This window comes from Neobacillus sp. B24 (assembly GCF_055381825.1).
On sequence record NZ_AP035777.1, the window covers coordinates 3279443 to 3305464 of the forward strand.

General features: G+C 39.0%; 29 protein-coding genes and 2 riboswitches. Of the genes, 4 read left to right on the top strand and 25 right to left on the bottom strand.

Going from position 1 to position 26022, the window contains the following annotated elements; genetic code table 11:
* Positions 1-19: 19 nt before the first annotated feature.
* From ACZ43M_RS16015 to ACZ43M_RS16060, 10 genes are all read right to left on the bottom strand, one after another.
* Positions 20-370 carry a hypothetical protein gene (locus tag ACZ43M_RS16015; protein WP_464503543.1) on the bottom strand — a complete coding sequence of 117 codons (351 nt, stop codon included), beginning with the start codon at positions 368-370 and terminating at the stop codon, positions 20-22.
* Positions 371-621: 251 nt separating this feature from the next.
* On the bottom strand, positions 622-1797 hold the full coding sequence (locus tag ACZ43M_RS16020) for a Ger(x)C family spore germination protein (RefSeq protein WP_464503544.1): 1176 nt from the start codon (positions 1795-1797) through the stop codon (positions 622-624).
* A complete protein-coding gene (locus ACZ43M_RS16025) occupies positions 1794-2885 on the bottom strand; it encodes a GerAB/ArcD/ProY family transporter (RefSeq protein WP_464503545.1) in 1092 nt (363 codons plus the stop codon). The genes ACZ43M_RS16020 and ACZ43M_RS16025 overlap by 4 nt, the downstream gene beginning before the upstream one ends.
* 26 nt (positions 2886-2911) lie before the next feature.
* Complete coding sequence (locus tag ACZ43M_RS16030) at positions 2912-4501, bottom strand: spore germination protein (protein ID WP_464503546.1); 1590 nt, start codon at positions 4499-4501, stop codon at positions 2912-2914.
* Between the two features lie 169 nt (positions 4502-4670).
* Complete coding sequence (locus tag ACZ43M_RS16035; protein WP_464503547.1) at positions 4671-5129, bottom strand: hypothetical protein; 459 nt, start codon at positions 5127-5129, stop codon at positions 4671-4673.
* Between the two features lie 5 nt (positions 5130-5134).
* A complete protein-coding gene (locus tag ACZ43M_RS16040; RefSeq protein ID WP_464503548.1) occupies positions 5135-5923 on the bottom strand; it encodes a hypothetical protein in 789 nt (262 codons plus the stop codon).
* Positions 5924-6088: 165 nt separating this feature from the next.
* Positions 6089-6454, bottom strand: a complete 366-nt coding sequence (gene crcB, locus ACZ43M_RS16045) for a fluoride efflux transporter CrcB (RefSeq protein WP_464503549.1) — start codon at positions 6452-6454, stop codon at positions 6089-6091.
* Entirely contained in the window at positions 6454-6858 is a 405-nt protein-coding gene (crcB, locus tag ACZ43M_RS16050) for a fluoride efflux transporter CrcB (RefSeq protein ID WP_464503550.1), read from the bottom strand. Before crcB (ACZ43M_RS16050) ends, crcB (ACZ43M_RS16045) begins: the two co-directional genes overlap by 1 nt.
* Before the next feature lie 53 nt (positions 6859-6911).
* Positions 6912-6972, bottom strand: a riboswitch (Fluoride riboswitch).
* Positions 6973-7141: 169 nt separating this feature from the next.
* Positions 7142-7519 (bottom strand): PaaI family thioesterase, encoded by a 378-nt coding sequence (locus ACZ43M_RS16055; RefSeq protein WP_464503551.1) that lies wholly within the window; start codon positions 7517-7519, stop codon positions 7142-7144.
* A 167-nt stretch (positions 7520-7686) separates the two neighbouring features.
* Entirely contained in the window at positions 7687-9195 is a 1509-nt protein-coding gene (locus tag ACZ43M_RS16060; protein WP_464503552.1) for an MDR family MFS transporter, read from the bottom strand.
* Positions 9196-9353: 158 nt separating this feature from the next.
* On the opposite strand from ACZ43M_RS16060, the gene ACZ43M_RS16065 reads away from it, so the two are divergent.
* Complete coding sequence (locus ACZ43M_RS16065) at positions 9354-9788, top strand: MarR family winged helix-turn-helix transcriptional regulator (protein ID WP_464503553.1); 435 nt, start codon at positions 9354-9356, stop codon at positions 9786-9788.
* Positions 9789-10106: 318 nt separating this feature from the next.
* On the opposite strand, the gene ACZ43M_RS16070 is transcribed toward ACZ43M_RS16065, so the two are convergent.
* Positions 10107-10508, bottom strand: coding sequence for a DUF6157 family protein (locus tag ACZ43M_RS16070; protein WP_464503554.1), 402 nt, complete (start codon positions 10506-10508; stop codon positions 10107-10109).
* A 258-nt stretch (positions 10509-10766) separates the two neighbouring features.
* Here ACZ43M_RS16070 and ACZ43M_RS16075 point away from each other — a divergent pair, with 258 nt between their 5' ends.
* Positions 10767-10967 carry a YjcZ family sporulation protein gene (locus tag ACZ43M_RS16075; protein ID WP_464503555.1) on the top strand — a complete coding sequence of 67 codons (201 nt, stop codon included), beginning with the start codon at positions 10767-10769 and terminating at the stop codon, positions 10965-10967.
* A 51-nt stretch (positions 10968-11018) separates the two neighbouring features.
* Here ACZ43M_RS16075 and ACZ43M_RS16080 read toward each other — a convergent pair whose 3' ends face one another.
* From ACZ43M_RS16080 to ACZ43M_RS16105, 6 genes are all read right to left on the bottom strand, one after another.
* Positions 11019-11183, bottom strand: coding sequence for an RCC1-like domain-containing protein (locus ACZ43M_RS16080; RefSeq protein WP_464503556.1), 165 nt, complete (start codon positions 11181-11183; stop codon positions 11019-11021).
* 112 nt (positions 11184-11295) lie between these two features.
* Positions 11296-11745 carry a GNAT family N-acetyltransferase gene (locus tag ACZ43M_RS16085; protein WP_464503557.1) on the bottom strand — a complete coding sequence of 150 codons (450 nt, stop codon included), beginning with the start codon at positions 11743-11745 and terminating at the stop codon, positions 11296-11298.
* Positions 11746-11891: 146 nt separating this feature from the next.
* On the bottom strand, positions 11892-12647 hold the full coding sequence (locus tag ACZ43M_RS16090; RefSeq protein ID WP_464503558.1) for a class I SAM-dependent methyltransferase: 756 nt from the start codon (positions 12645-12647) through the stop codon (positions 11892-11894).
* A gap of 221 nt (positions 12648-12868) precedes the next feature.
* The gene (locus tag ACZ43M_RS16095) at positions 12869-13267 is read right to left on the bottom strand and encodes a VOC family protein (RefSeq protein ID WP_464503559.1); all 399 of its coding nucleotides are present in this window, start codon (positions 13265-13267) and stop codon (positions 12869-12871) included.
* Between the two features lie 122 nt (positions 13268-13389).
* The gene (locus ACZ43M_RS16100) at positions 13390-13872 is read right to left on the bottom strand and encodes a hypothetical protein (protein ID WP_464503560.1); all 483 of its coding nucleotides are present in this window, start codon (positions 13870-13872) and stop codon (positions 13390-13392) included.
* Positions 13873-14043: 171 nt separating this feature from the next.
* Positions 14044-14310 carry a hypothetical protein gene (locus ACZ43M_RS16105; RefSeq protein ID WP_464503561.1) on the bottom strand — a complete coding sequence of 89 codons (267 nt, stop codon included), beginning with the start codon at positions 14308-14310 and terminating at the stop codon, positions 14044-14046.
* A riboswitch (cyclic di-GMP riboswitch) is annotated at positions 14291-14374 on the bottom strand. It overlaps the preceding gene by 20 nt.
* Positions 14375-14569: 195 nt before the next feature.
* Here ACZ43M_RS16105 and ACZ43M_RS16110 point away from each other — a divergent pair.
* Complete coding sequence (locus ACZ43M_RS16110; protein WP_464508039.1) at positions 14570-14935, top strand: VOC family protein; 366 nt, start codon at positions 14570-14572, stop codon at positions 14933-14935.
* Positions 14936-14984: 49 nt separating this feature from the next.
* Here ACZ43M_RS16110 and ACZ43M_RS16115 read toward each other — a convergent pair whose 3' ends face one another.
* Positions 14985-16085 (bottom strand): glycosyl hydrolase family 18 protein, encoded by a 1101-nt coding sequence (locus tag ACZ43M_RS16115; RefSeq protein ID WP_464503562.1) that lies wholly within the window; start codon positions 16083-16085, stop codon positions 14985-14987.
* A 280-nt stretch (positions 16086-16365) separates the two neighbouring features.
* On the bottom strand, positions 16366-17805 hold the full coding sequence (locus tag ACZ43M_RS16120) for a DEAD/DEAH box helicase (protein ID WP_464503563.1): 1440 nt from the start codon (positions 17803-17805) through the stop codon (positions 16366-16368).
* A gap of 200 nt (positions 17806-18005) precedes the next feature.
* Here ACZ43M_RS16120 and ACZ43M_RS16125 point away from each other — a divergent pair, with 200 nt between their 5' ends.
* Positions 18006-18446, top strand: a complete 441-nt coding sequence (locus ACZ43M_RS16125; protein WP_464503564.1) for a YaiI/YqxD family protein — start codon at positions 18006-18008, stop codon at positions 18444-18446.
* Positions 18447-18599: 153 nt separating this feature from the next.
* Here the strand turns inward: ACZ43M_RS16125 and ACZ43M_RS16130 are convergent, their stop codons facing one another.
* The 6 genes from ACZ43M_RS16130 to ACZ43M_RS16155 form a co-directional block, all read right to left on the bottom strand.
* Complete coding sequence (locus tag ACZ43M_RS16130; protein WP_027322326.1) at positions 18600-18800, bottom strand: cold-shock protein; 201 nt, start codon at positions 18798-18800, stop codon at positions 18600-18602.
* Positions 18801-19097: 297 nt separating this feature from the next.
* Positions 19098-20342: a DUF4153 domain-containing protein gene (locus ACZ43M_RS16135; RefSeq protein ID WP_464503565.1), complete on the bottom strand. Its 1245-nt coding sequence runs from the start codon at positions 20340-20342 to the stop codon at positions 19098-19100.
* A 308-nt stretch (positions 20343-20650) separates the two neighbouring features.
* Positions 20651-21469 carry a GNAT family N-acetyltransferase gene (locus ACZ43M_RS16140; RefSeq protein WP_464503566.1) on the bottom strand — a complete coding sequence of 273 codons (819 nt, stop codon included), beginning with the start codon at positions 21467-21469 and terminating at the stop codon, positions 20651-20653.
* Between the two features lie 684 nt (positions 21470-22153).
* On the bottom strand, positions 22154-23674 hold the full coding sequence (locus tag ACZ43M_RS16145) for a phytoene desaturase family protein (protein WP_464503567.1): 1521 nt from the start codon (positions 23672-23674) through the stop codon (positions 22154-22156).
* 189 nt (positions 23675-23863) lie between these two features.
* On the bottom strand, positions 23864-24913 hold the full coding sequence (locus ACZ43M_RS16150) for an NAD(P)-dependent alcohol dehydrogenase (protein ID WP_464503568.1): 1050 nt from the start codon (positions 24911-24913) through the stop codon (positions 23864-23866).
* A gap of 311 nt (positions 24914-25224) precedes the next feature.
* Positions 25225-25914 (bottom strand): YczE/YyaS/YitT family protein, encoded by a 690-nt coding sequence (locus ACZ43M_RS16155; RefSeq protein WP_464503569.1) that lies wholly within the window; start codon positions 25912-25914, stop codon positions 25225-25227.
* Between the last annotated feature and the right edge of the window lie 108 nt (positions 25915-26022).

Below are 26022 nucleotides of genomic sequence, written 5' to 3' on the forward strand. Positions count from 1 at the left end.
TTTACGATCGATTAAAGTTTTAGATACCAGCATCTAAGCTGCCGAAGGAGCCAAAGAATTCGTAATGAATATGTTCATCCTGTATGCCCCATTGTTTCAATGATTTATTGACCGCTTTCATGAAAGGTTCCGGTCCGCACAAATAAAAGTCAGCTTCCTTAGACGGCACCACTTGTTGAATCCAGTCCAGCGTGATATACCCTTCCTTATCAAAGTTCTTCATTTCCCGATCTTCTTCTGTTGGCTTTTCGTAAATAACAAATGATTTTACATTTTTATGCTCTGAGGCTACATCATTTACTCCACGGTTACTCCACGGGGACGGTTCTGGTGGCGCAATGGCACCACCAGAACCGTCCCCGTGGCCCACCCATGGCCCACCCGTGGCTTATGGTATCTAATCCATCCATCTTCCTAAAGGACCAAAAATATAGTGAATGAGTGTGAGTGGCCCTGGTAGGTTTTCTAGGTTAAAAAAGGACAGTACGGCCGAGATCATCAGAATTACAGCAAATGGGATCCTGTCGGCCATCTTGGCCTTCTTTAACCGCTTCCACTCGAATAACACAATACACCAAATCAGGACTTGGACCGCAAAGACTGTACTCCAATCCCATTGCATTATTCCTTCACCTCGTCTCTTGGAAGTGCTGCAGGCGGGCCAATGTATCCAGGTCTTCTTACTTTCGCATCCACTTTAATCTCGACCACCACCTCCGGGAATTTTTCATCCCATCTGTCCTTTACTCCATTCCATTCCTTCGGGTACTTTTGATGAAACCTCCTCCCGAATTCGATCGCATCTGCCTTGTATTCGTGTTGAAGCTTTCCAACTGTTAGAGCCACACGTTTCTTTAATGCTGTTTCGAATTCTTTCTTAATTGTCCTATTTACATCCTCATTCATTAAATTTAAATGTGTTTCGTTTTGAACAATATCCCCTTCAATATCCACGTTTAGATTCATGATCCATCGTTCCCCTATGATCTGGGGGCTATATTCCAACTTACCTAGAGTCGGAGTCATGGTAATTTCTCCGTTTTCCCCTTTCGGCCTGACGGATAAGGTACTTCTTTTTACTTCGTCCTTTAACCACAATAAACCGCGCGTTTCCTTCATGTCTAACGTTCCAACCATTTTATCTTTTTTAAAAATTGCTGCTCCAGCAATGACAGATATGGTTTCGTGTGGTTTTCTTGCTTTTTCTTTTGAAACCAACTTTTTTATATAGGGGATCGTTACGCTCTCACTCTCCCCCATTAAGCCCATATCGACATTCATTAAGGTCGTCATCATGCCATATTCCTCCTCTGTCAATTTTCTCAGTGCTTCCGCTGAATATCTTTCTAATGGTGGAATTAATTCCAAAGTTTCCTTTGCTTTTCCAGCACTTACAAATAGCAGTGAATTCCCCCTCGGGCTTGGGTGACGAGCCAAGAAGTCTATATGACTTCGTATCCCACTTTTAGCCAGCTTCTTTCCAAAAATATAGATTTTACATTGACCCCAAAACAATCTTCTTGGTAGATTGATTTGCAGCTTGGAAATCGCATTCGCAAGATTCGTCCCCGTTCCTTCACGTACAAAAGTGTAACCTAAGCTTGGATCCTCCCCTGTCTGGCCGCTTGTAATCGTACGCGGGATAAATATTTGAACTGTGATTGCTGTTTTTCCATCCTCCAAGACATCGATTGCCGCTGCCGTCACAATGGCGAGATTCTGCATTTCCACCCGATCCCAGCAGCCAGAAAGTGTTGGAACAAGAAGACATAAGATGAAATAAAGGTTTTTCTTCAACCGCTATCGCTCCTTTTCCTGCGTAGTAGAGCAATCATTAGTAAAATGAACGGGAGAACAGTCTGAACCAAGACAAAATAAAAGGGCTGAATTTTCGTCATATAATCAACCAACACCACAATATTCGGGATGTCCCAATAACTTAATAAAACAACCAGGAGACTTAAAGGAAATACGATCGGACGATAATCTGATAGCCTAACTAGTTGCGCAAAACCTAAACTAGCGACATATAAAAAAACAGTTATTTTTATAAAGTTTCCAAGTACCCATGAGGCGGTAATGATGACTTCAAAGTTTTCGAAAAAACCCATTACCGAAATGGCCCGAATAATGGAGTAAACAGGATAGAATTGGTTTACAGATGACACCCCTAAAATCGTAAGTACAAAAAAGTGAACATATAAAAGAATCAGCATGACGTAAAGAGACGCTTTCATCCCTGACTTTAAACTCTTACTTTGATTATGAATAAAAGGAAATATAAATGCTAAAATAAAAAATTCACTAAACCATGCATCATGTATCAATCCTCCCTTTATCACCGGAATCAGTCCTTTTTCCATAAAAGGAAGGAGTAAGGAAACATCAATATCCTTCAATAATAGCAGGAGAAATAAGGAGGTACTCAAATATAGGGTTGTGCAAATCACGGCCGATCTGGCAATGACTTCAATTCCCCCTCTCGCCGCTAGTGCACTTACAAAAATGATGCTAGCGGAAAACACAACCCCAGGAGTCTGAAGCATGACGTTCCCAGTAATAAAATCAGAATACTGTCTGATGATTAGTCCCGTATTATGAATATAAAAGCCTACAAGGAAAAGACCGACGATTCTTCCGACCGCTTTCCCAAGAATTTTTTCACTATATTGAATAGGAGTTAACTCAGGATGCAGTTGATGGAGCTTCCAAGCGATGTATACCGTAAGAAAACCGATGATGGAACCAACGATTGGCGTCATCCACATGTCATGCCGTGCATATCTAGCAGCTATGGACGGAATCGTAAGCACACCTGTAGCAATAATGGTTGGAACCATGATAAATGACATTTGCAGGGCCGATATTTTTCCTTTTTCCAGCACTTGCGATCCCACCAATCTCACCCTGTTTATTCACGGCCCTTATCGGGACCGGGCTTTAAGTTACTTACTTGTCTTACAGCATTGAATTCACCTGTTAAATGAGGACGATTGTTCATTTTCCATAAAGGAGAACGAATCATTGTATCCTGCATAGCATTTTTTTGAACTGTTGCGATTGGACTTAAGTAAGGAGTCCCAAAAGATCTTAGCGTTGCTAAATGGATAATGAGGATGACGAACGCCAGCATCACTCCGATTAATCCTAAAGAGCCTGCTAAGAGTATGATCGGAAACCTTAACAATCGGATGGCAAGGCCAATCGAATAGCGAGGGACCATAAACGAAGCAATCCCGGTGATACTCACCACAATAATCATCGGTGCAGAAACAATCCCCGCCTGAACCGCTGCCTGTCCAATCACAAGTGCCCCTACGATACTAACGGCTGAACCCACTTGTTTAGGAAGCCGTATGCCCGCCTCTCTTAATGCTTCAAAGGTAATCTCGATCATAATTGCTTCCACAATTGCCGGAAAAGGCACTCCTTCTCTGGCCGAAGCGATACTTAACAGCAGGTTTGTCGGAAGCATCTCCTGGTGAAATGTTGTAATCGCCACATACATCGAGGGAAAAAATAAGGATAAGACTAAAAAGAGAAACCGGAGAGCCCTAATTGCACTTCCAATCCAAAACCGTTCATAATAGTCCTCATGAGACTGGAATATGCTGAAGAAACTAACTGGCGCAACTAAGGAAATGGGGGTCCCCTCAATCATCAAAACTGCTCTGCCCTCTAGTAAATTTGCGCAAACTACGTCAGGACGCTCCGTATAAAACACTTGCGGAAAGGGAGAATACGGGTTATCCTCAATGAATTGTTCAATGTACCCGCTTTCTAACACCCCGTCAATCTTAATCCGATTTAGGCGGTTTTCAATTTCTTCAATTAACGTATAATCTACTACTCCGTCTATATAAGAAATGACCACCTTTGTCTTCGTATATTGGCCGACTTGGACGGTCTTCATTTTCAATGCTGGATCCTTTATAATCCGACGAACTAAAGATGTATTGACACCGATAGATTCCGTAAACCCTTCTCTCGGACCTCGAATGGAGGTCTCAGCCTGAGGCTCTTCAACCGAACGCTTTTCAAATTTCACTAAACCGAGTGCTAAAGCCTGTTGGTAACCATCAAAAAACAAGACTGGCTTCCCCTCGGCAATGGCATCAATACAGGCCGAAAACGTAGATATCCCTTTTATGTTGGAAATCGGCAGGCGATTTTTTATCGACAGAAGAAAGTCTGTTTTAACAAATTCGGTTTGGGTTAGTAATGTTTTCAGTACGTGTTCGTCCAGCTGTTGAGTATCACTCATTCCTTCTAAATAGATGATGGTGGCGTCAATTCTACCAACCACAAAAGAACGAAAAATGACATCAGAACTATCCTGGTATAGTGAGGAGAAAAACTGTAAATTTTCATCAAGCTGTTTCGATAAAGGGATGTCCTGTTTTAAATGCTGTTGTGTTTCTGCTTGTTGTTTTGCTTGCTTCTTTGAAGGACCCCTTCTTACTCTGATCAACTCATGTTCCTCCTCTGGTTTCACATACATCTTTAAATTTCCAACTTTTCTCAAGAAGTATACAATACGTTGTAAAAAATGGATTTGAAGAGGAAGCTTTCATAAAAAGAACAAAAAAAGCGACTGCTCAAAGTACCATGGGGACGGTTCTGGTGGTGCCATGGCACCACCAGAACCGTCCCCATGGTCCCTAGCCAAATCAGTTTATTTTCGCTACTCCTAATGCAAAATGGCTCCAAAGGACGTCTTCTACGAATTCAGCTTGTGAATCTTCACAATCCACAATTAAGATGACTTCAGAGTGTTTTCCTTTTAATACTCTTTTCTTTTTCTTTATAACTAATTCCATAAAAAGTCTAATGGCAAAGCCAAGGACAAATCCACCAAACGCACCGATCAGTCCCCAATAAATTGGTCCCCAAGCTAATTTAAACCCAATACTTGCTCCAATAACGGAAAATGCAGTGGCAAGTGCCATTCCAATATCAATCAGGCTTGTTCCGTCTGAGCGATGAAGGTTATCTAAAATTTTAGGCTCTTCTGCTCTATTATCCAGAGGAACCGCAAATATGCTTTCTTTATTAATCCCCTTTTTTTCTAACGTTTTTATAGCCATTTCTAAGAAGCTATGCGTTTCAAACGTTGAAAATATCTGCACATTTATCACTTCACTTTTTGTCCTTTTAATATCTTGAAGCCCTCCGATTGATATTTCTCGGTTAAATGTTTTCGTAAATCCTTTTCGAAAAGTTTATTATTTTCAATACAATTGATGTAAGAATCATAAAGAGCAAACCCATAGTGTGAAGGGATAAAAAGAAGCCACTCTGGATTTATAACCGAAGTTGCTTCCTTTATTTTCCCTAAAAATAAAAGTACAATAGCTTCTTGAGCATGAGAATAATAATAAAATATCACTAACCATATGATGACAAATAAAGCTGTTAAAATCCTATGTATATAAAGCTGCCCCAGCCCAGGAATAAAAGCGGACCACATTACGGCAAGAATGGGATTTCGCTTATCCAAATAGTTAATCTCTAAGGCTCCTAAGGAAAATGAATTGAAACGGTGTTTCTCTCGCTCGGCTAAAAGATAGACCTTATTCATATCGACTGTTGTCCGGTAACTGTCCCAAATCCCGAAAAGATAAACTGGTATATACATTAGCAGCCATCTTGTGTCTAGTACCTCTTTAGCCATGTCAATATTCCCCTGAAATGAATAAATCATCGAAGAATTGACATGCGCTTTAATATTAACTACAACTTCCCAAATAAATAATACATAACCTCTAAGATATTTAGATAATAGCAAATGCCCGAATCCAGGAAATGCAGCAGACCACCACGCAATGATATAAGGATTTCGTAAATGCAATTGAGTTGTTCCAAAAATACTAACATGGGCTATATAGCGTCTGGCAGTATTATCATTCGTATAGTTGTCCATCTAATCCACCTTTAGGAACGATTTATAATATATTTCCAAATGTGGAATATATTTATTCCAGTCCTAATTATTAAGAGCACCCTCCTTCACTTCCCGTGTGTGCTAATAATTATTATAGTGTACTAGTATGACTTCATTTTCTTTTAAAATACATAAACATTTACATTAAACAAATAAACTGCCCAGTTTCATTCCAATAACGGCTAATAAAATGCCAAACGTATAACTGATTCCTAAATATAAGATCATGACTTTCCAGTTTCCCTTAGCATGTAACTGTATATTCTCCAACTTAAATGTGGAAAATGTCGTAAATGCCCCCATGAAACCAGTACCCAATAGCGATCTCCATGTATTCTCCAGATGCGCACCAAAGATTAATCCAAGCAAAAATGAACCAACCAAATTTACAAATAAAGTAGCGAGAGGGAACGTTGAAGGGTACTTTGATTTAATTAGATTGCTCATCCCAAAGCGGGACATCGCCCCAAAGAATCCTCCGATGGCCACCCAAGCTATACTCGTTATCATTATTTTTCACCTCTCACTGCTTCTGATGCTTTTTCGGCACTTAATCCGAAACGATAGCCCACCCAAGAGAATAGGAGACCTCCCCAAAGACTAAGGAGTACATAAACAATCGCCGTTCCCCAATGAGAGGTATCCATTAAATGGACCGTTTCAACACTAAATGTTGAAAACGTAGTAAATGAGCCAATGAGCCCAGTACTCAATGCCGTTATCATATGAGGTTGTAAAGCTTTAAACCTTGGTAAGAAGTTTGTAAACCAACCTAATAGAAAACTCCCGACCATATTGGTAATAAAGGTTGCCAATGGGAAGTGATATATCCACCATTGACCAACATAAACGCCTAATAAATAACGTAATAACGCCCCAATAATTCCAGCAAGCCCCACTAATAAGTAATTCAATTTTCTCACCTCAAAAATAAAGTTCCCTAAATAAATAGACTCCTACCAGATTTCTACTGGTAGGAGTCATCAGCTTTAAGGGCGTTTATGGCAAACTCCATCGCCTATTGTATTCGGTACCTATTTTAACAAAATATCCAACGTCCTGACAATAATCAGTATGCACTGCTAAGCCAATTCTTTAATGATATTTCGTCTTTTACGATACCACACAAAATCACTCAATTTCTCTGTTCATTTACAAGCGCTGGCAGTTACCGTTCTTCACAACAAATGCGTGGACTTATGGTTGTATACGAAATAGAATTGCTTTAGATTTAGCAACAATCTCTTGTTGGTCGTTATAAATCAAACACTCCGTATGAATTAAGGTTCTGCCCTGCTTTTCCATTTTGGCAATGGCTCTCAAGTATGTACCCGCAGCGGGTTTCAAAAAAGTAACATTTAAATCAACAGTGACAGCCTGTTGGATTCCATCTTGATTTGCTGGTATCAAGTTTGATAGTGCTATATCAGCCAATGAAGATATGATGCCGCCATGGATTACCCCAGCACTGTTAATGAAAAGGTCTTGAACGGGCAATATAACTTGCAAATTTTGATTATCAAGCATTTTGTATTCTAATCTTAAAAATTCGTCAAAAGGCTGCTTTATAAACACCTCATACACCCTCTCTCTACTTCGTATAGTATTTAATGTTAGTAATCTTTTACTCTTACCTAGTTTTTGCATGCCATTTGAAATTCCCTATATTATACCAAAAAGGGAATCTTTTAAAAAGACCAACTGTCCAAAAAGAGAAAGCTGCCAAGATTGGCAGCTTTCTCTCAATGTTGAACTTGTTTTTGTTGTTCCATAACCTTCTTATGTGATGGAAGGAAGAGAGTCACTAACAGATTGGCAATCCCAATAAAAAAGACGAGGATAAACACAAGATGCATGCCGTGTGCAAGTGCATCCTGAATCATGGAAATGACGGCTGAAGGCAGCTTCGTCATATCTGAGTTGAGGACATCGCCAATATTCCCTTCCCCTCCCCAAACACCGTTAGCATGTTCTTTTCCATATTGTATAAGTGAGTTGTTAAAAATTGTTCCATATACAGCAATCCCAATCGTTTGGCCAATTGACTTCGTAAAGGTGTTTGATGCGGTAGCGGCACCTCGCATTTGCCAGCCAACAGCTGATTGGACCAATACGGTTGTTGGGGTGACGGCGTAGCCCATCCCAAGACCAATGACAATCATAATTCCAACAAAAAACCAATAGGGTGATCCAAGTTCTACAGCCAGCACCCATGTTCCGCCAAGGGTAATCAATACAGCACCAATAATAGCCGTCAACTTAGAGCCAATTTTATACATATATCGACCGGCAAGAGTGGCACCCAAGGGCCAGGCAATCGACATTGGCATGAGGGTAAATCCTGAACTTGTCGCACTGTGCCCAAGAATGGTTTGAATCCACATCGGCAAATAAACATTCACTCCAATAAGTACAGCGCTGGTTAAAAACCCAATTAGATTAGAAACGAAAATGACGGGTATCTTGAATAATGATAGAGGAAGCATTGGTTCCTTCACCCTTGATTCAATATAGACAAACAGCACAATAAAAATCACAGCAACCGTCAATAGCGCATAAATCGGTGCGGAATTCCACGCATACAGCTGCCCAGGACCTGCATTTAAAAGGGCATATAATAGGGTTGAAATTCCAATGGTAAAGGTAGCTGCCCCTAGATAATCAATTTTACGATCCTTGTTGATTTCGACTTTTTCGTGGAAGAAAATCATAATCAACAGTAGTGATACGAAACCAACTGGCAGGTTAATATAGAAGATCCATCGCCAGCTGATTTGGTCCACAAAGAAACCGCCTACTAATGGACCTAGTAGACCGGCGATTCCCCAAACCGAACTAAATACTCCCTGCATCTTTGCGCGCTGCTCACCGGGAAAGAGGTCACCAATAATCGTAAAAGTGATCGGCATGACCGCTCCCGCCCCAATTCCTTGAAACGCACGGAACCAAATCAATTGCGTCATCGTTTGTGCGGCACCAGAAAGCATCGAGCCGACCACAAACAAAATAACACCCGTCATAAAGATTTTCTTACGGCCGAATAAATCCGCCAATTTTCCGTAAATCGGTGTTGTGACCGATGTGGTAAGCGTATAGATTGCAAATACCCAGCTGATTAACTTTAATCCGCTGAGGTCGCTGACAATCTGCGGCATGGCGGTACTAACTACCGTTACATCAATCGCTACTAAAAGAATCGCAACCAGCATAGCTATTGTGACCATCTTGCGATTCGTTGTTTTTTGGGCCATCCTTTTCATCTCCTAGGTATTTTCACACAATTAGTCAAGTTATTGACTAACATAGTTTAAACCCGCCATGATAAATAGTCAACAACTTGACTATTATTATTTAGCTTATTAAAATTGAGAAATAAATATGAATTTCTTCTCCAAACCAGGAGGTTACGATGGAACATTTAAAAACCAATATCACGTTAGATTTCTTACGGATATCCAATATATTGAGCCGAACTGGAGCAAAGATGGTTGCAGATGTTGGACTTACTAGCATTCAGCAATGGGTTATTCTTAGAACCCTTATCGAAAAAGAAGAAATATCAATTGGAGAATTAAAGGAAGAAACACTTGTCACAAAGCAAAATATGACAGGCATGATTAATCGGCTGCAGCAGGCAAATTTAGTTACTTTATTTTCAGACCCTGAAGATAAACGACGCACGCGTGTGAGAATCACTGAAGAAGGCAGACGAGTTTATGAAATATTGAGTTCTTCCCGAAATGAGTTTAATAGCAAGTCGTATAACATTTACAGTGACCAAGAAATATTGGTTTTAAACGATTTACTCAGTCGGCTCGTTGAGCATTTGAAGGAAGATGCATAAAAATATTATGTAAACTTTCACAGGAACTGGCAATTGGTCGCCAGCCAGTTCCTGTGAAAGTTAACGGTTTGGAGTTCAGCACATTTTGTAAAACGATAAAAAGGAGGTCGCATTTCTCCTTTCAATGCGACCCATTTCTTTATCCAAACACCGGTTCGGTCGCATATCCACTTTCTATGTACCCCACCTATTAGTTTGGACACCGGTTCGGTCGTATAAAAACCTTTTTTACGACCTATCCTTTGTAAAAGAAAGCGGTTCAGTCGGGTATAGCCCTTCTATGCAACCGATCATTTGGCACAGCTTTATTCCTTCCATCTATTTCCGTTTTGAACGCATACCTTTTATTAATGTGCATTGATTTGAATGGAGAAACAGCTCATATGCTTGACTATTTACTCCATAAATGGCAATTCTTCCTTGATCATTGTAGTGTATCCCCCACCCATATTTCTTTACTAATGGTGAAGCACGAAAACACGCTTTAGGTTTTTTGAAAAAATCTTCCCTTAATTCATTTAATTGATCTGAAATTATTTGGTTTTTTATTAAATACGTTTGAAATTGTACATCTTCCTGAGTATATTTGTAGGGATTATTACTGATTAAGTCATATTCAATTGAAGCGATTGTAGGCTTGTTATTTCTTTGGAGAGGTGTAATAGCTGTTGTCACTTCTGAATCCTCAGAGATTTTAATAAATGTATTCTTATAGCTCATACCATTTCTCCTTCCTTTACTTTTCTCTCCTTGATAGTATCCAACTAAGTATCGGTTGGCAAATTCTACATGTAGGAGCTGCCGATGACAAGGACCTGCTACCTTTCGAAACCAACAGCTTTCCACTCTATGGTCTTTTTATCAGCAAATAAGCGATGGTCACGAAGTCATGCCCATATTTATTATAGACGGGCTCCAATATCCTGCTTGAGTGTAATATATAGGGTAATGACTACATTCGAAAGGGAGTGTGAAAAAATGGATAATTCCTTACCAATGTCAAATGCCCTACCGGTTCCTATGGCTTCAAATGTTCTTCCCCAGCCTACAATGGCTTATTCCTATGCTGCTCCTGTTTATGGGAGTTGTTTTCCTGTAAGTGGGTGCAATGAATTTTTACTCATAGTTGTGTTGTTTATTTTATTAATCATTGTGGGTGCAGTTTGTTTCTTTCGGTAAAAAGTGTGATAATATCTATTAAATAATCCTCATCTTAACTCCAGATGAGGATTACCTTTGCTTAAACTTATTGTTGGGCAGCTTGATGCCGCTCCACCCGCTTACATCGCATTGTCCATATTTATTATCACCTACAGCCATCACCGTTCCGTCAGATTTAAGCCCATCTGTATGACGACCTCCCGCCGCAATGGTGTCTTGAGGCCTCCGTTTCACCTTTACCACTGCTTCTTTCGGTGAAGTGTAATCGATATATTACCTCCTTGAAAAACAAAACCTAACTTTTTATTGTATCACTTGTATTTGTTTACACTAACCTGGCCGATATTTATTGGGATACCCATTCATATTGAATATCAGGTAAATTTTCTTCATTTTCGTGTCCTCTACCAATGACAGTGAATCCATTCTTTTCATAAAATCGTTGTGCTTTTTCATTTACTTCAAATGTATATAAGGTTAATCTCCCACTTGATTGTTCTTTTACCTTGTCTAGTAGTATTTGACCTATACCGATTCCTTGATAATCAATATGAATATAAAGCTGGCTTATCTCCCTTTCATTATATGCAACCATTCCAACTACTTCGTCATCCATTAACGCTAAATCTATTTGGTACTCCTCAGGCAATATATGATTTAAAAAATAGAGATGATTTTCAAAGCTATGAATTTCTTTCTGGCCAATCGCCCGTTCCTTACTATCCCGCCACATTTTTACTGTCTGTTCAGCGTACTTAGGAAGATACTCAGTTATTATGAATTTGTGTTTGTTCACCGGAATACTTCCTTAATCATATGTTGTTTACTCGCCACTTTAATCCCCCCATTATACAAAGTATTAAGCATCGTCACTTTTATGCTCGTTCATACTGAGCGATTTTTTATTACTATAATCAACTGTATCTCCAATAAAAAAGAAGATCATTCTTTAATAGATTTGATGATCATAGTAGTCGGAAATTTCCTTGCCTTGTATAGAGAATAATAACGATCAGAGATTCCTTCATCAACTGTTTCAAATCCAGATGAAACATCACTTTCTATGACAGACTCAATTGTAAAACCTGCTCTTATTAGCTCGTTTATGTAAGTTGCCATCTTTCGTTTGGGTATTATAACGGGTGCATCTTCTCCCTTAAATTTTGGATATTTAATAACTCCTTCATTTTGATAAGAACCATCAAGATAGATTTGACCGTTCTTGCTTTTTAAATGAGCGTAGAGAGGATGATCCCAACTAAATATAAAGTATCCACCAGGTTTCAAATAAGAATGGATAAGTCCAAAAGTAGCAGCAAGATTTGTCGTCCATCCAATAGCATATATAGAGTAAACTGCGTCAAAATATTGCTTAGGTATCCCAATGTCCTCTTCCATTGGTGCACAGAATAAATTGGCTTTAACATCCTTAAGAGTATCTTTTGCTGCTGAAATTTGAGCTTCGGATAAATCAATACCCCAAAGTTCACCGGCCCCTTTATCTGCCATATATCTCAATGAATGACCGCTTCCACAACCAATATCAAGAACTTTTTTATTTATTATTTCATCAAAGAGTCCTAGCTCGTCTTCGGTTTGTGCAAAAGGACCATAATTAGGTAATGCATCCTTCCCATTAAAATGATGTGCTACTATATCCCAGCTGTTTTTGTTTTGTTTAAGAATTTCTGCGGACAATCAAATTCCCCCATTTATAAGTTTTATTATTGATTTGAAATTCAGTATAAACCTGAAAGGCCACACCGAATTTGTCTATTACATCTCCAAAATAGCTCCTTGTTTGTTATTGGATTTCTTATATGATGACCGTTATAAAAAGTACTTTTTGTTAATCTGGATAAGGCTACAAAAATAGGGGCTGCTTCATGTTGAAACGCCCCTGTTGAAAATCTTATGTATTATTTAGGAAGATCAAGCTGCCATGATACCCCGAAACGGTCATTTAGCCAGCCAAACTTCTTACTGAAGCCATAATCACCAATTGGCATTAGGGCCATTCCACCATCTAACAATTTTTGATAAAGATTGTCAATTTCCTCTTCAGTATCACAAGTAACATAGATTGAAAAGGAAGGTGTGAAGGTAAACTGATGTTTTATATTACTGTCAATACAGATAAAATCCTGTCCTTTTAAGGAAAAGGCAGCCTTCATCACAGTTCCTTCGTCCCCTGACTCATTCGCTCCGTATCGAACCAAATTAGTAATATGGGAATCATCAATAAGGGAGGTATAAAAATTCATTGCTTCTTCAGCCTTGCCATCTTGAAACATTAAAAACGGTGTAACCTTTGACATGTTCATCCACCTTTCAATTGAATATGTAATACATTTATTATAGTGAATATGATCGTTGAATTAAAGCTTCCCTTTGACGCAGGAGGAAAATCAATCCTTTTTCCTCGTCTTCATAATGCCAGTTAAGTGAAAAAAATTAAGTCTCCCAATCCGATTGGTTTATTTTCAGTAATCCTAATTTCAATAACCGGTCCAGCCTTGATAAAAATATATACCTCTTCTAATTTTAAGATAATGGATGTTAACACTGGACTTTCTCCATTTTTAACTCCATATCCAATTACCTGGTTTATAACATTCGGTTGAATAAAAAAACTTGAACTCTTTATTATATGCCTTTGACAGTGACTGCCCTCCATATACTCCAATGGCTTAGGAGTTTCCTTTTCCTTAACCAACAGTAAGTCATCCCCAGCCTTGTCTTCCATCCACTCTAAACTCCAATACTTTACTTCATGTGTTTTTGGATATTCTATTGCTAAAATAGGAGTAGTTGGATGAAGAATAAGCTCCTTGTTGAATTGATGGATATTGAGTTGATTTGCATATATTCCTGATAATGTACAACCCTTAATCGACTTAACATCTTCCCATTGAAGTTCCATATTTTCACGCCCTTGTTTTAAAGAAAAATCCTTTTCTAATAAAAGAAGCGTTAACCCTGCTTGGGCAAACGCACCCTATAATGTAGATGAAGAAACTACTAATATGAAAATGGCGATCCTTCGTTATGGAAGAATCGCCCTCTGTCGTTTATATATCACTCTTATTTGTCACTATTTAAAGGCAAGAGTATGCTTTAAAAAGCTTTTCTTATAGTCGAACCATTCTAATGCGACCAAAAATAATCTTCTTTCCAATAATTCTTCTTCAAAGAATTTTAAGTTATTTTCATATTTTTCAAGAACTGCAGTCACATATAACTCTACTAAATTTTCATTACTTAGTTCTTTCACATCAATAAATGGTTCTTGTGCACAAGCAAGAGCAGCCACAGATAACACCCCTAAAATATGTTCTATTTTAGGCAGCTCAGCCGTCATAGTTTAGAACCTTAGACCTGAAGCTTTGCGTCCCAATCTTTCGAATGGTTTGCCTTTATCTAAATATTATTATTTTTAAATTATATTACATTTTTGAAATGAATTGTAAAAAAAGTTTAATAATACTATAAAAATATTTGTTTTTAAGGCACACTAAAATCATGCACGGTTTAAAATGCTGTCGAAACATTCAATTATGAAATATGATTATAAAGGTATGATACATACTATTTTCCGTTAGGAGGAATGCGTTGTGAAAATGGAACATGTGGGGATTAAGGTAAAAAATATGGACGAGTCTTTGGCGTTCTATCAAAACATCCTCGGGTTGGAATTAAGAAATCGTGAGTGGTTAACTGACTCTGTTGAGCTTGCCTTTTTATATTTCCCAGACCAGCCAAGTGTAGAGATTGAACTTGTCTATGGCGGCGGTTCGGTTGATAACGAAGGAATCGTCAATCACTTGGCTTTTACAGTTGAAAATATTAAAGCCGAACTCTTACGCTTAAAACAAGCAGGGATCCAATTAGTAGATGAAGAACCTCGCAGCATTTTAAATGATACCGTTAAAATTGCCTTTTTCCAAGGTCCGAACGGTGAGAAGCTGGAATTGGTTGAAAGATAAGTAGCAATAAACAAAAGTGCCAGATACCCTTGCCTGGCACTTGTTTCAATCACTTTTTTACTTTTATATTTTCTGGTATGGTCTCCCAGTACTTCGGGTCTTCTAAGCCAAGCCGCCAAATCCCGATTCCCCGCAGGTTATATTTTTCAACAAGGTTTAGCTTCACCTTCAAACTTTTACTGTTCTCAAACCATACCTGGTGGCTGTGATGTTTTTCATCTACGTAACTAAAGTGTGGAGTTTGCGATTGAGTGTCCCAAATCACCTTCGCTTTAAATTTTGTTTTCTGTCCCATTAACTCTTCATACGAGCTATATTTGGATTCACCTGAAGTTGTATCCCAATCCCATCCATAACCAGCGATTCCAAGGAGAATTTTTGCTGGTGGTACCTTATGCTTCAAGGCATAACGAATGGTATCTTCTGTCCAGTCGACTGATGCTGATGGACCGGGTTTTGTTCTGGGATTATGTTCATCGTATGTCATAACCATTAATCCATCTGAATATTGACCAAGCTTTTCGTAATCAAACCATGGTGACCAGGGATTTGCGCGGGAATCACCCGTGTTTGCCGGGACTGAAACTGTCACTACTTTTCCATCAGAATGAAGGGAATCAGTCAGTTCTTTTATCATTCCACTAAAAGTATCCCGGTCATTTAACTGCAAATTCTCCATGTCAATATTGATTCCATCATAATGAAACTGATGGATTTCATTACGTATACTCTGAATAAAAACAGCCCGATTACGATCGTTATCGATTACTTTACTCGCTACCTGCTTGCCCTTCTCGACGGTTTCATAAAAAAGATTATGTACAACCATATATACCTTCAGGTGTTTTTCATGAGCACTTTCAATTATCTTTCGTTTATGCTCTGCTGTAACGGAATCTATAAGACTGCCAGGGCGTTTATCATCAAGCTTATACCAAAAAGGGGCAATGCTGCTTAACCTGGAGGATTGGGCGTCAACTGTTGGCTGAGATCCTGGATACGTCCCTTCCTGCTCTGTGTAAAACCCTAACACTTCACGAGAAGTTTCCTTTATATTGTCAGCCTGTTTTTTTTCCGCCTTGCCGCAGGATGATAATAATCCGATGCATAAAGAAATGATGATGAATGATTGATACCAATTTCTCGCCATACTACACCTTCTTCTAAGTTGTATAGTTCTTAAGGTGCTGAGAAAAGTTGTAACTTATTCACAGTGATTTGGCTTCATTCGTAGTAAATAGAAATTGATATTAACCAATATGAATTTATTGCGAAATAATTTTTAGGCGGAGAATTTCCTGCTAATGTAAAAATAGACCTTCAAATTCCAATACAATTTGAAGGTCATTCTGCATTACATTTTTAATGTTTGTGAAAGTTAACGGAACCCTGTTGGTCTCTAATACCATCCACTTTGAATAAAAAATTTATTATACTTCTTTCTTGCGAGAGGACCTGGAAGTTTCTTTACGTTTACCACTTGTCCCTTTTCCCACAAATCCCCTATTCCCTTTATAGTTTCGCGTTTGCTTTTCCCGTGGCTTCTTGGAATATTGCGGTGCTTCGGATGTTAGCTGAATCGGAACTTCCCTCTGGTCCTTCGATAACAATTTCAAGGCAATTGAAACTAACGTGGTCGAATCGTATTGATCTAACAATTCGGTTGCTGCTTGTTTAAACTCTGAGTATTGCTTTTCTTCCACCAATTGTATCATCTTTTCTACTGCAGCTTGCTGTATAGACTCCATTGCCTCTGCTACCGTCGGTATGGATTTGCGCTGGATTTTCCCTTTTGATGCTTTTTCAATACTGTGGATCTGTCCAGTTTCTCTCGGTGTAGCAAAAGTAATCGCAATTCCCGTTTTACCTGCTCGTCCCGTTCTGCCAATCCGGTGAACATAACTTTCTGGGTCTTGAGGAATGTCAAAATTGTAGACGTGGGTAACCCCTGACACATCAATCCCCCTCGCAGCCACATCGGTCGCGACTAAAATATCGATGGTTCCCTCACGAAATTTATTCATCACGACATCCCGCTGCCGTTGATTTAAATCACCGTGCAGGCCATCAGCAAGATATCCTCTTTTATTCAATGCATCGCTTAATTCATCCACGCGCCTTTTTGTCCTTCCAAAAATCACGGCTAATTCTGGATTACCCACATCCAGCAGACGGCAAAGGACTTCAAATTTATCTCGTTCCTTAACCTCATAATAAACTTGCTTTACACTTGGAGCGGTAACTTCCTTCGCTTTTATCTTCACTAACTCCGGATTGTTCATAAACCTTTCCGCAAGGTTTTGAATCGGTTTTGGCATAGTGGCAGAGAACAGCAAGGTTTGTTTTTCTTCAGGGGTTTCACTAAGGATTCGTTCGATATCCTCTATAAAGCCCATATCTAACATCTCATCCGCTTCGTCCAAAACCACCATTGAGATACGATCTAACTTAAGCGTTTTACGTTTAATGTGGTCCAGAAGTCTTCCTGGTGTTCCCGTAATAACGTGTGGAACCTTTCTTAATGCTTTGATTTGGCGGTCTATTGACTGCCCTCCATAAATAGGGAGAGAATTTATACCCATGTATTTCCCAAGCCGATTAATCTCTTCTGAAACCTGAATAGCTAATTCCCTTGTCGGCGCAATGGCAATCGCCTGAACATATTTTTTGCTCTTATCCAATTTCTCCAAGATTGGTATGGCGAAGGCAGCCGTCTTTCCTGTGCCTGTTTGTGCTTGACCAATAATGTCCTTCCCTGTCAAAGCTATGGGAATGGCTTTTTCTTGAATAGGAGATGCTTCTTCAAATCCCATATCCGTAATTGCTCTTTGAATATGTTCACTAATGTCCATTTCATGAAATGTTGTCATTCTTCAAAAACCCCTTCTATGTTTTCACTATTTCTTATATTGGGCAAAACGTCTTCATGAAATGCATATAAGGATGTTTTTTGCAACGAAGTTGATGTTCGTGAATATCCTGGTTATTATTATTAAAACTATCTTTATCGTTTGACAAAGTCTAAATTTATCATTATCATCAATTCAAACTTAATAACGGGGAGATAAGTTTGAAAATTTATGTTGATGCGGATGCATGTCCGGTAAAAGATATCATTATCTCTGAAGCTAGGAATGCTGACATTCCTGTTATCCTTGTCACTAGCTTCTCTCATTTCTCTAATACGCAACAACCATCGGGTGTAGAAACCATTTATGTCGACTCTGGAGCAGATGCTGCGGATTATCGGATCATGAAGTTAGCTCAAAAACGAGATATAATCGTTACGCAGGATTATGGTCTTGCTTCGCTGGGTTTAGCAAAAGGTTGTGTGGTACTTCACCATAGTGGGTTTCGCTATACCCATGAAAACATTGACCAATTATTACAAACACGTTATTTGAGTGCAATGGCTCGAAAGAGCGGAAAGCGTACAAAGGGTCCAAAACCATTAACATCAGAAGATAGGGAGAAATTTAAGAAACTTTTCAAATGTGCAATTTCACTATAAATTAGGTAATCCACAATATATATGCTACACTTGGTTTACCATTTGATTTACCGTTTTCAGGTACCCTACTCATTAGTGAGTGGGGTTATTTGTTTTCCTAAGAAAGTGAAAAAACAGACCCTAAAAAGAGTCTGTCCATGGTTAGAATTATTATTAAGCTTTACGAACGTTAGCAGCTTGTGCTCCACGTTGGCCTTGCTCAACATCAAAAGTCACTTCTTGACCTTCTTCTAATGTTTTGTACCCTTCGCCTTGGATTGCTGAGAAATGAACGAATACATCTTCTCCACCTTCGCGCTCGATGAATCCGAAGCCTTTTTCGCCATTAAACCATTTTACTTTACCTTTTTCCATGTTTGTTGCCTCCTAGTGTGCTTAGCATACACATTGTATTACTATCCTTGCTCTCAGTGATCATCAAGACGAAAAGTTTTACTAATACAATCCTTTACACCGAACAAAAATAATTGAATTTTATAGTAGCATTATTTAAAATTCTTTGCAAGGAACCCCAAGTTAAAACCTATTTAACATTAAGAACAGGCCTCGACTCACTTATTTCCCTACAATTGGCAATGAATTCAAAAACAAGTGCCAGGCACCCTCCTATTTCTGTAGGCTGGGCTGCTTGGCACTTGTTCATCGTTCTATTTAAAAAATGATTGGAAAAGCAAATGTCACGAATGCTGCCCAAAGTCCGTAGACCGGCAAATACTTCGTAACAGCATCCTGGATTGTTGAAAGTCCAGATTTGTTTTGCAGAAAACGCATATAGGATAGCATAATCCAAATTAGATTTGCCCAGATAAGGATGTTTACCCCTAAAACGGCAAGTCTATTTGGCGTAATTCCATAGGAAGAAAGTCTGAACACGATGGCTGACAAAGCCACACTGTCAATGATTAGCGCAAGGACAATTAAGGCAAAATTGATATAGTCCGAAATGGTCTTTTTCTCGTCAGAGTCGCTTTCAGTAATGGAAAATATGGTAACGGCCAAGACACCAAGGAGTATTCCGTTGAAAGCGATCAGGAAATTGCGGTCCAAGAATGGATTTTTTCCGACCCATATAACCGTAATGAGATAGACGAACAATGTGACCAAGACAAGCGGACTAAAAATTTTTGCTATATAGGGTGTAATATTCTTAGCCAGTTTAAGATTCATGGATACTAGGTAGGCAGCCACAATAGCAAGTGCGGCAGCACCAAATAAAACGACGTTACTAAAATAGAAGTCTTCGATACTCATGCCAACAAAGCTAAATAACCTCATGGTGAGTACCGCCAGCACCATTCCGCTAACCGCCATGCAAGCGTAGAGAATACCATATTCCAAATTAAATTTAATATAGGCTAATCTTGCACTGCTTTTTGAAAATTGATTTCCTGTAAAGGCAAGCCCCAGCAATACCCATAAGAATATTGGGAGATGTAAATAAGCAAGAATAACACTGTCTGAATCATTTAGTGGCAGCGTATTAAGGTAAAACCCAGAAATGAGGAACAACGCTGCAAGGGAATAAATAACACTCTTTTTTGGAGTATTATTGTAAACGAAAAAGGCAGCAATAAAGGGAATGATCCCATAAACCAGGTTCATTGGTGCAATTGCCTGCTGTTCCACAAAATGAAAAATGATCCTGGTGCAGATCCCGGCCAGAATGGCTAACATGCCCATGAACAAGAACCCTTTTTGAAGCAAAGAAGATTTTTCAGGATTCTCCTTCTCCTTGAAATGTAATCTTTCAAACCAAACGCCAAGAACCAGAGAATCCGGATTTTGTTCCCATGCATTTAAAAATGACTTTTTAAACGCTTTCGGGTCTTTCCTATAGATACTCTCCAGTTCATGAGGGTCAGCCATATTTTCAATAATTAAATGGCTAATGTCCATTTGTATACCTCCTCTAATTATGGTTGTAAGTACTCCACAATCTTTTTTTATCGTTATTATGATTTTGATTTTAATACAATATTTATTGTTTTTCAATAAATATTTATTAAATTAAATAACTTTTTTATTGAATTGTTATGTATAGATTTTAAGTGACTAATGGCGAAAGACTTTGGACTCATAAAGCAGAAGCCAGCCGCCTTGAAACCAGATTGCCGCTTGCTGAAGAAAACAAAAAAGGAGGTTCCCTGCATAATACACATGCAAAAACCTCCAAGCGCTAAAATTAACCTTCAAGAACCAGGAACTTACGATTCACCCCAAATAGCCTTTGTATAGGCTATACTCAGTCCCGCTCTTTCCATATTATTTTGACTGATAGAACCAAATTTTGCTTGTCCCACCATTAAACTGCAATTTTGTAAACTGGCTTGGTAGATACGATGCTTTATTAATGCACTCTGAATTCCTTTATTTCTTTTATTTGGCAAGGTTGCGGCAGCCGCTAAGGTAGCTATACCGTCTTTAATAAACAAAGCCGCGATTCCAGCAGGTTCGTGTTCATAGCTCGCAAGATAAAATGTCCAATTTTTAATGTCATAAAGGATTTCATTATTTTGAGCTACTCCACTTTTTAAAAATGCTGGCATCTGGAAACCTTTTGTGTAGATGTCTGCATATGTATCAAATTCGTTTCTTTTTAACTTCCGGATCGTGATTTCTTGTTCATTCCATTCATAACTTGTTCCTACTTCATTGGAAAGTGGAGCATAAAGAGTTGTATGAAAATCATGTTGATAATAACCAGCTTTATTGAGGCAAGTTAGTAATTCTGAAGAAGCATGTGCTGGAGTTAGTTCAAATCGAACAGGAATCTCTTTTTGTTTATAAAAATCTATTATCTTATCTATTTGCTTTTCATCACCTTCTGTTAACCCTTTTACTGTATTGAAGGATGGACCTGGGATGTTCTTTACCGAAAATGCTGTTGCATTTCCAAACTTTTGTACTTCCACTCCCATTGGGTTCCCTGCTATCTTTTGAATTTCTGTTAATCTAGAACTCAAAGTTTCCATTTCCGAATTCTCCAACCGTTTCGCTAACTCTGTATTTACAACCAAGCTCATATTTTCACTCCTATGAATCTTTAATTTGGATAACATATTAGTTCAACATGTTAATAAACATATCCTTTTCTAATTCAACAATCCCTGGCACTTTAAAAATCACAATATTGCCGATCATAAAAAAGCCCACTTTTAGCTTCAATTTTTCAAGGCTTCATATTATTGAGGACACTTTTTGTATTTTTCGAGGCTGTTTTGTCCTAAAGATGCTTTATTGAGGACACTTTTGCTAGTTTTCAAGGCTGTTTTGTCCTCAAGGAGCCCTGTTGAGGACACTTTTGCTAGTTTTCGAAGCTGTTTTGTCCTCAAGGAGCCCTGTTGAGGACACTTTTGCTAGTTTTCGAAGCTGTTTTGTCCTCAAGGAGCTCTATTGAGGACACTTTTGTTGTTTTTTGATGCTAGTTTGTCCTCAAGACGATTTAAGAATGGCCTTGTTTAATTTTTCCCTCAAACCCGTTATAAAAGAAGTTCAAACAAACAAAAAACTGCCGAAGGTTTTCGACAGCTACCAAATCTAATTACTTACCACACAGACGCTACTTCCCCATGGCATTCCCTTCCCCAAGATAACGAATCGCCTTTCCCACCTGGCAAAAATAGACCTGAAAAATTTATCTAACAATCCCCCTTTCTTGCCATTTGTGAAAGTACTCACAAAAATCCCCGATAAGCAATAAAAGTAAGTCAGGAGTTGAAATATTCCGTAAATTCTTTTTTTAGATCAATCCCGTCAGCTTTTAAAATCTCTTTAGCCAAATAGTAGCCGCTGGCCATCACCCCTGCTACACCAAAGCCGGGAAATACCCATTGTCCAACTAGGTATAAATTTTTTATATCTGTTTTTTGCTTCAAGTATTTTCCATACTCTTTCTCGTCTACGGACCATCCCATAAAAGAGCCCTGCTGGCTGTATGTATATCTTTCATATGTTATCGGAGTAGACAGCTCATGATGTTCAAGCGCTCCAATAAAATCACTTCCCAAATGATCCATCATTCGGCTTAAGATGATCTTTTCCACTCGATTCTTAAGCTCCCGATAATCTTCCCCGCGCATCTTTCCTGCTTCCGTTTTCCAGTTGTTTCGATAGCTATAAGCTAATGGAATTAGTGCTATCAGCGGCCTATGGCGGTCTCCATCCCGTTTTGGATAAATATTAATGACAATTGGTGCTGTTTCTTCGGTATATTCTTCTGGCTGCTTCTGATAATCCTTACTTCCCGCAATGGTGATACACTCCACGTTTCCAAAATCATACTGATCATTCACAGACATAAATAGTGCACATACGGAGGGGAATATTTTTTTATCCGCCATTTTGCGTTTCATCTTGTTCAGGCATTTTTCTTCTGTCTTTATCCAGCTAAAGGTATACTGTGGCGATGCATTACTGATGACCTGTCCATAATATTCGCCGCCATTTTTTGTCATGACACCATATGCACTTCCATCCTTAACTAGGATTTCAGTTACTTCCGTATTCAGTTTCAATATCCCACCCATCTCACTAAAACTTTTCACCGCTGCATCAGGAATTGCCTGCATTCCTGCTTTTGGATATTCGTTGTTGCTGAATACCCCCCATTGGTAAGCAAACGCCATAAACACCATCGGGTACGGGCAATAGGAATAAATGGCTGATTTTAGTTCCTCCGAATCCGTTAATTGATCCAGTATTTTCTTCCCATTCTTATGGCCATATTTCATAAACAATGGTTTCTGCTTCTTTGCTTTCATTCCGAACACAATTAGCTCAAACAGATTTAAATCATATGGAGGTTCAGGCGCTTCTGTACCGGAAAACATTTCGGAATTGATCGTTTCCATTATGGTAAAGAGTTGTTCAACATCTGCTGGATGGTCAGGAAATTCTCGTTTAAAATCTTCTTTTATACTCCCGTGCTTAAACACATGTTTTTTTCCGTCTATGTAACAGTTCATATCTCCATGGCATGGAACCGTGCTAATCGGTGGTGCGCCCCAGTATTCCAAAAATTGTGGAATTGCTTGATTTTCCTTTAATTCATATAGTCCATGAATGCCCAAATCAAAATGAACCTCTTTTCTAGAAAAAGAGGTTACTAGACCTCCTGGTACATTATGCTTTTCCAACACCAAAACTTTTTTGTTGTACTTGGCTAGAAAATTGGCAGCACTTAACCCTCCCATACCTGCTCCAATGATAATGAAATCATATTTATTCATCGTATCCACCACGCTTAACCTATTTTTAAAGCATCCTACGATGATTGACTAGAATGTTCTCTATTTTTATTTTATACCAAGTATGTAAATCAATTGTGAATTGTTGTTGAACAATTGTGAAAAGTATATTAATAAAATCAAAAGGCCAGGTATCGAGTACCTAGCCTTTTTTACATAAATTCTATTGGTTTATTCCTTCTCCATCGTGCTGATGTCGATGACAAATCGATAGCGGACATCAGAAGCTAGGACGCGTTCCCAGGCTTCGTCAATCTGGTTAGCGGAGATAACCTCGATTTCCGGTGCGACATTATGTTCAGCACAAAAATCAAGCATTTCCTGTGTTTCGCGAATACCACCGATATTCGATCCAGCAAATGAACGGCGGTGTCCAATCAGTGAAAATACCTTAACGTCCAGCGGCTCTGATGGTGCACCAACGTTGACCAATGTACCGTCTAGTGCCAGCAAGGAAAGGAAGGCATTAATATCGATCTTCGCGCTCACCGTATTGATGATAAGATCAAACGAACGAGCCAGTTTCTTAAATGTCTCAGGATCGCTTGTCGCATAATAGTGGTCGGCACCCAGCTGCAAACCGTCCTCTTTCTTTTTCAATGTTTGTGATAGAACAGTGACTTCTGCCCCCATAGCATGAGCAAGCTTCACTGCCATATGTCCCAGTCCGCCAAGTCCGACAACTGCTACTCTTTTGCCAGGTGCAGCGCCCCAATGCCGGAGCGGTGAGTACGTTGTGATGCCAGCACAAAGAAGAGGCGCTGCAACGTCAAGCTCAATACCGTCGGGAATGCGGAGGACGAAATCTTCGGTTACGACGATATGGGTGGAATAGCCGCCCTGTGTATATTGCCCGTATTTATCAGTAGAAGCATAGGTTCCTGTGTTTCCGTTTAGGCAGTACTGCTCCTCACCACTATGGCAGTTATCACACTCTCCACAGGAGTCAACCATACAGCCTACCCCAACTCGGTCACCAACGACATACTTGGTCACTTCAGAACCAACTCCGGCAACAATTCCGGCAATCTCATGTCCTGGTACAAGCGGATACTTAACCGGCCCCCACTCGCCACGGGCTGTATGGATGTCAGAGTGGCAGATACCTGCATACTTAATTTCAATCAGGACGTCATGCGGCTGGAGATCCCGTCGTTCAATTGTGGTCAGTTGAAACGGACCTTCCGGATTGAATGTCGCACGTGCTTTAGCTGTAATCATATGTAACCCTCCTGTAAACTATGTATTATTGAATCTATACAAAATAAAATTATATCTTTAACCAATATGCTTTCAATGGGTAAAAAAGCGCAATTCGCCTATTAATCAACAAATCCATTAAAATTGTTGAATAGCTTAATTGAAGTGAATCGATTATTTCTTAATAAAATAGTTACCAGGCTTATAAACAATGAAAGTTAAGAGTCGACCTAACCGAAAAAAATAGGCCACCACCAAGTTTTTAAGCCTGGCACTTCGCATGAAATCTAATTTTCATTCCCTTTCCATTACAAAAAAATCTTGCCAAAATACTAGACAGCTTTTTTCGATTCAATATCTGCTACTATTATTTCTGCTTCTTCGTTTAGAAGATTAAACCTTCTGAAAATTGGTTCAATAATCCTCATAAAGAACCCTAATAATGGGCCAAAAATAAGCATCCCAATAATGGTTCCTTCCCTTAATGTCATTGGTAAAGAAAGTCCAAATGTGAGCAGCAATGCAACAAGGATAGAAATAATATCCGCGGCTTGTCTTATGACAGCAAATTTCCATTTTGTTTTATTTGCCAATGCCATACAAAATCCTTCTAATGGAAAGGTGACAACATCTAATACCATGACAGACGAAACTGCAAAAGCAACAATAACAAAGGCAGCAAGTAACACCACTAGTTTCATGATGTAACTATCTAGTGTAATAGCTCCTAAAACACCGTAGAGAAAGAAATTTACCACTACACCCAAAATAATGGCCACAGGCACTTGTAACAGGTGTTTAAACTTAAATTTCTTTTTAAGAAGAATCAATTGGCCTGCCACACATGAAATGTTCAATATCATTCCAAGAGTTCCCACTTTAATGCCAGATAAATACGAGACAGATTGCGCGACTGCATCCCATGCCCCAAGCCCGATGGCAACTTTTAAGGTAAAGGATGCCCCCACCCCTACGGATACCACGAAAAATATTAATAAAATAATTCTTTTTAATTGTTTCACTGTTTTTCTCCTGTTTTTTCTTAATATTCCTATTTCACAATATCCCTTCGTCCTTTTCGTAATGTCTGCAACTGCTAAAGAATTTCAGCAACTGCTTAGGATTGAACA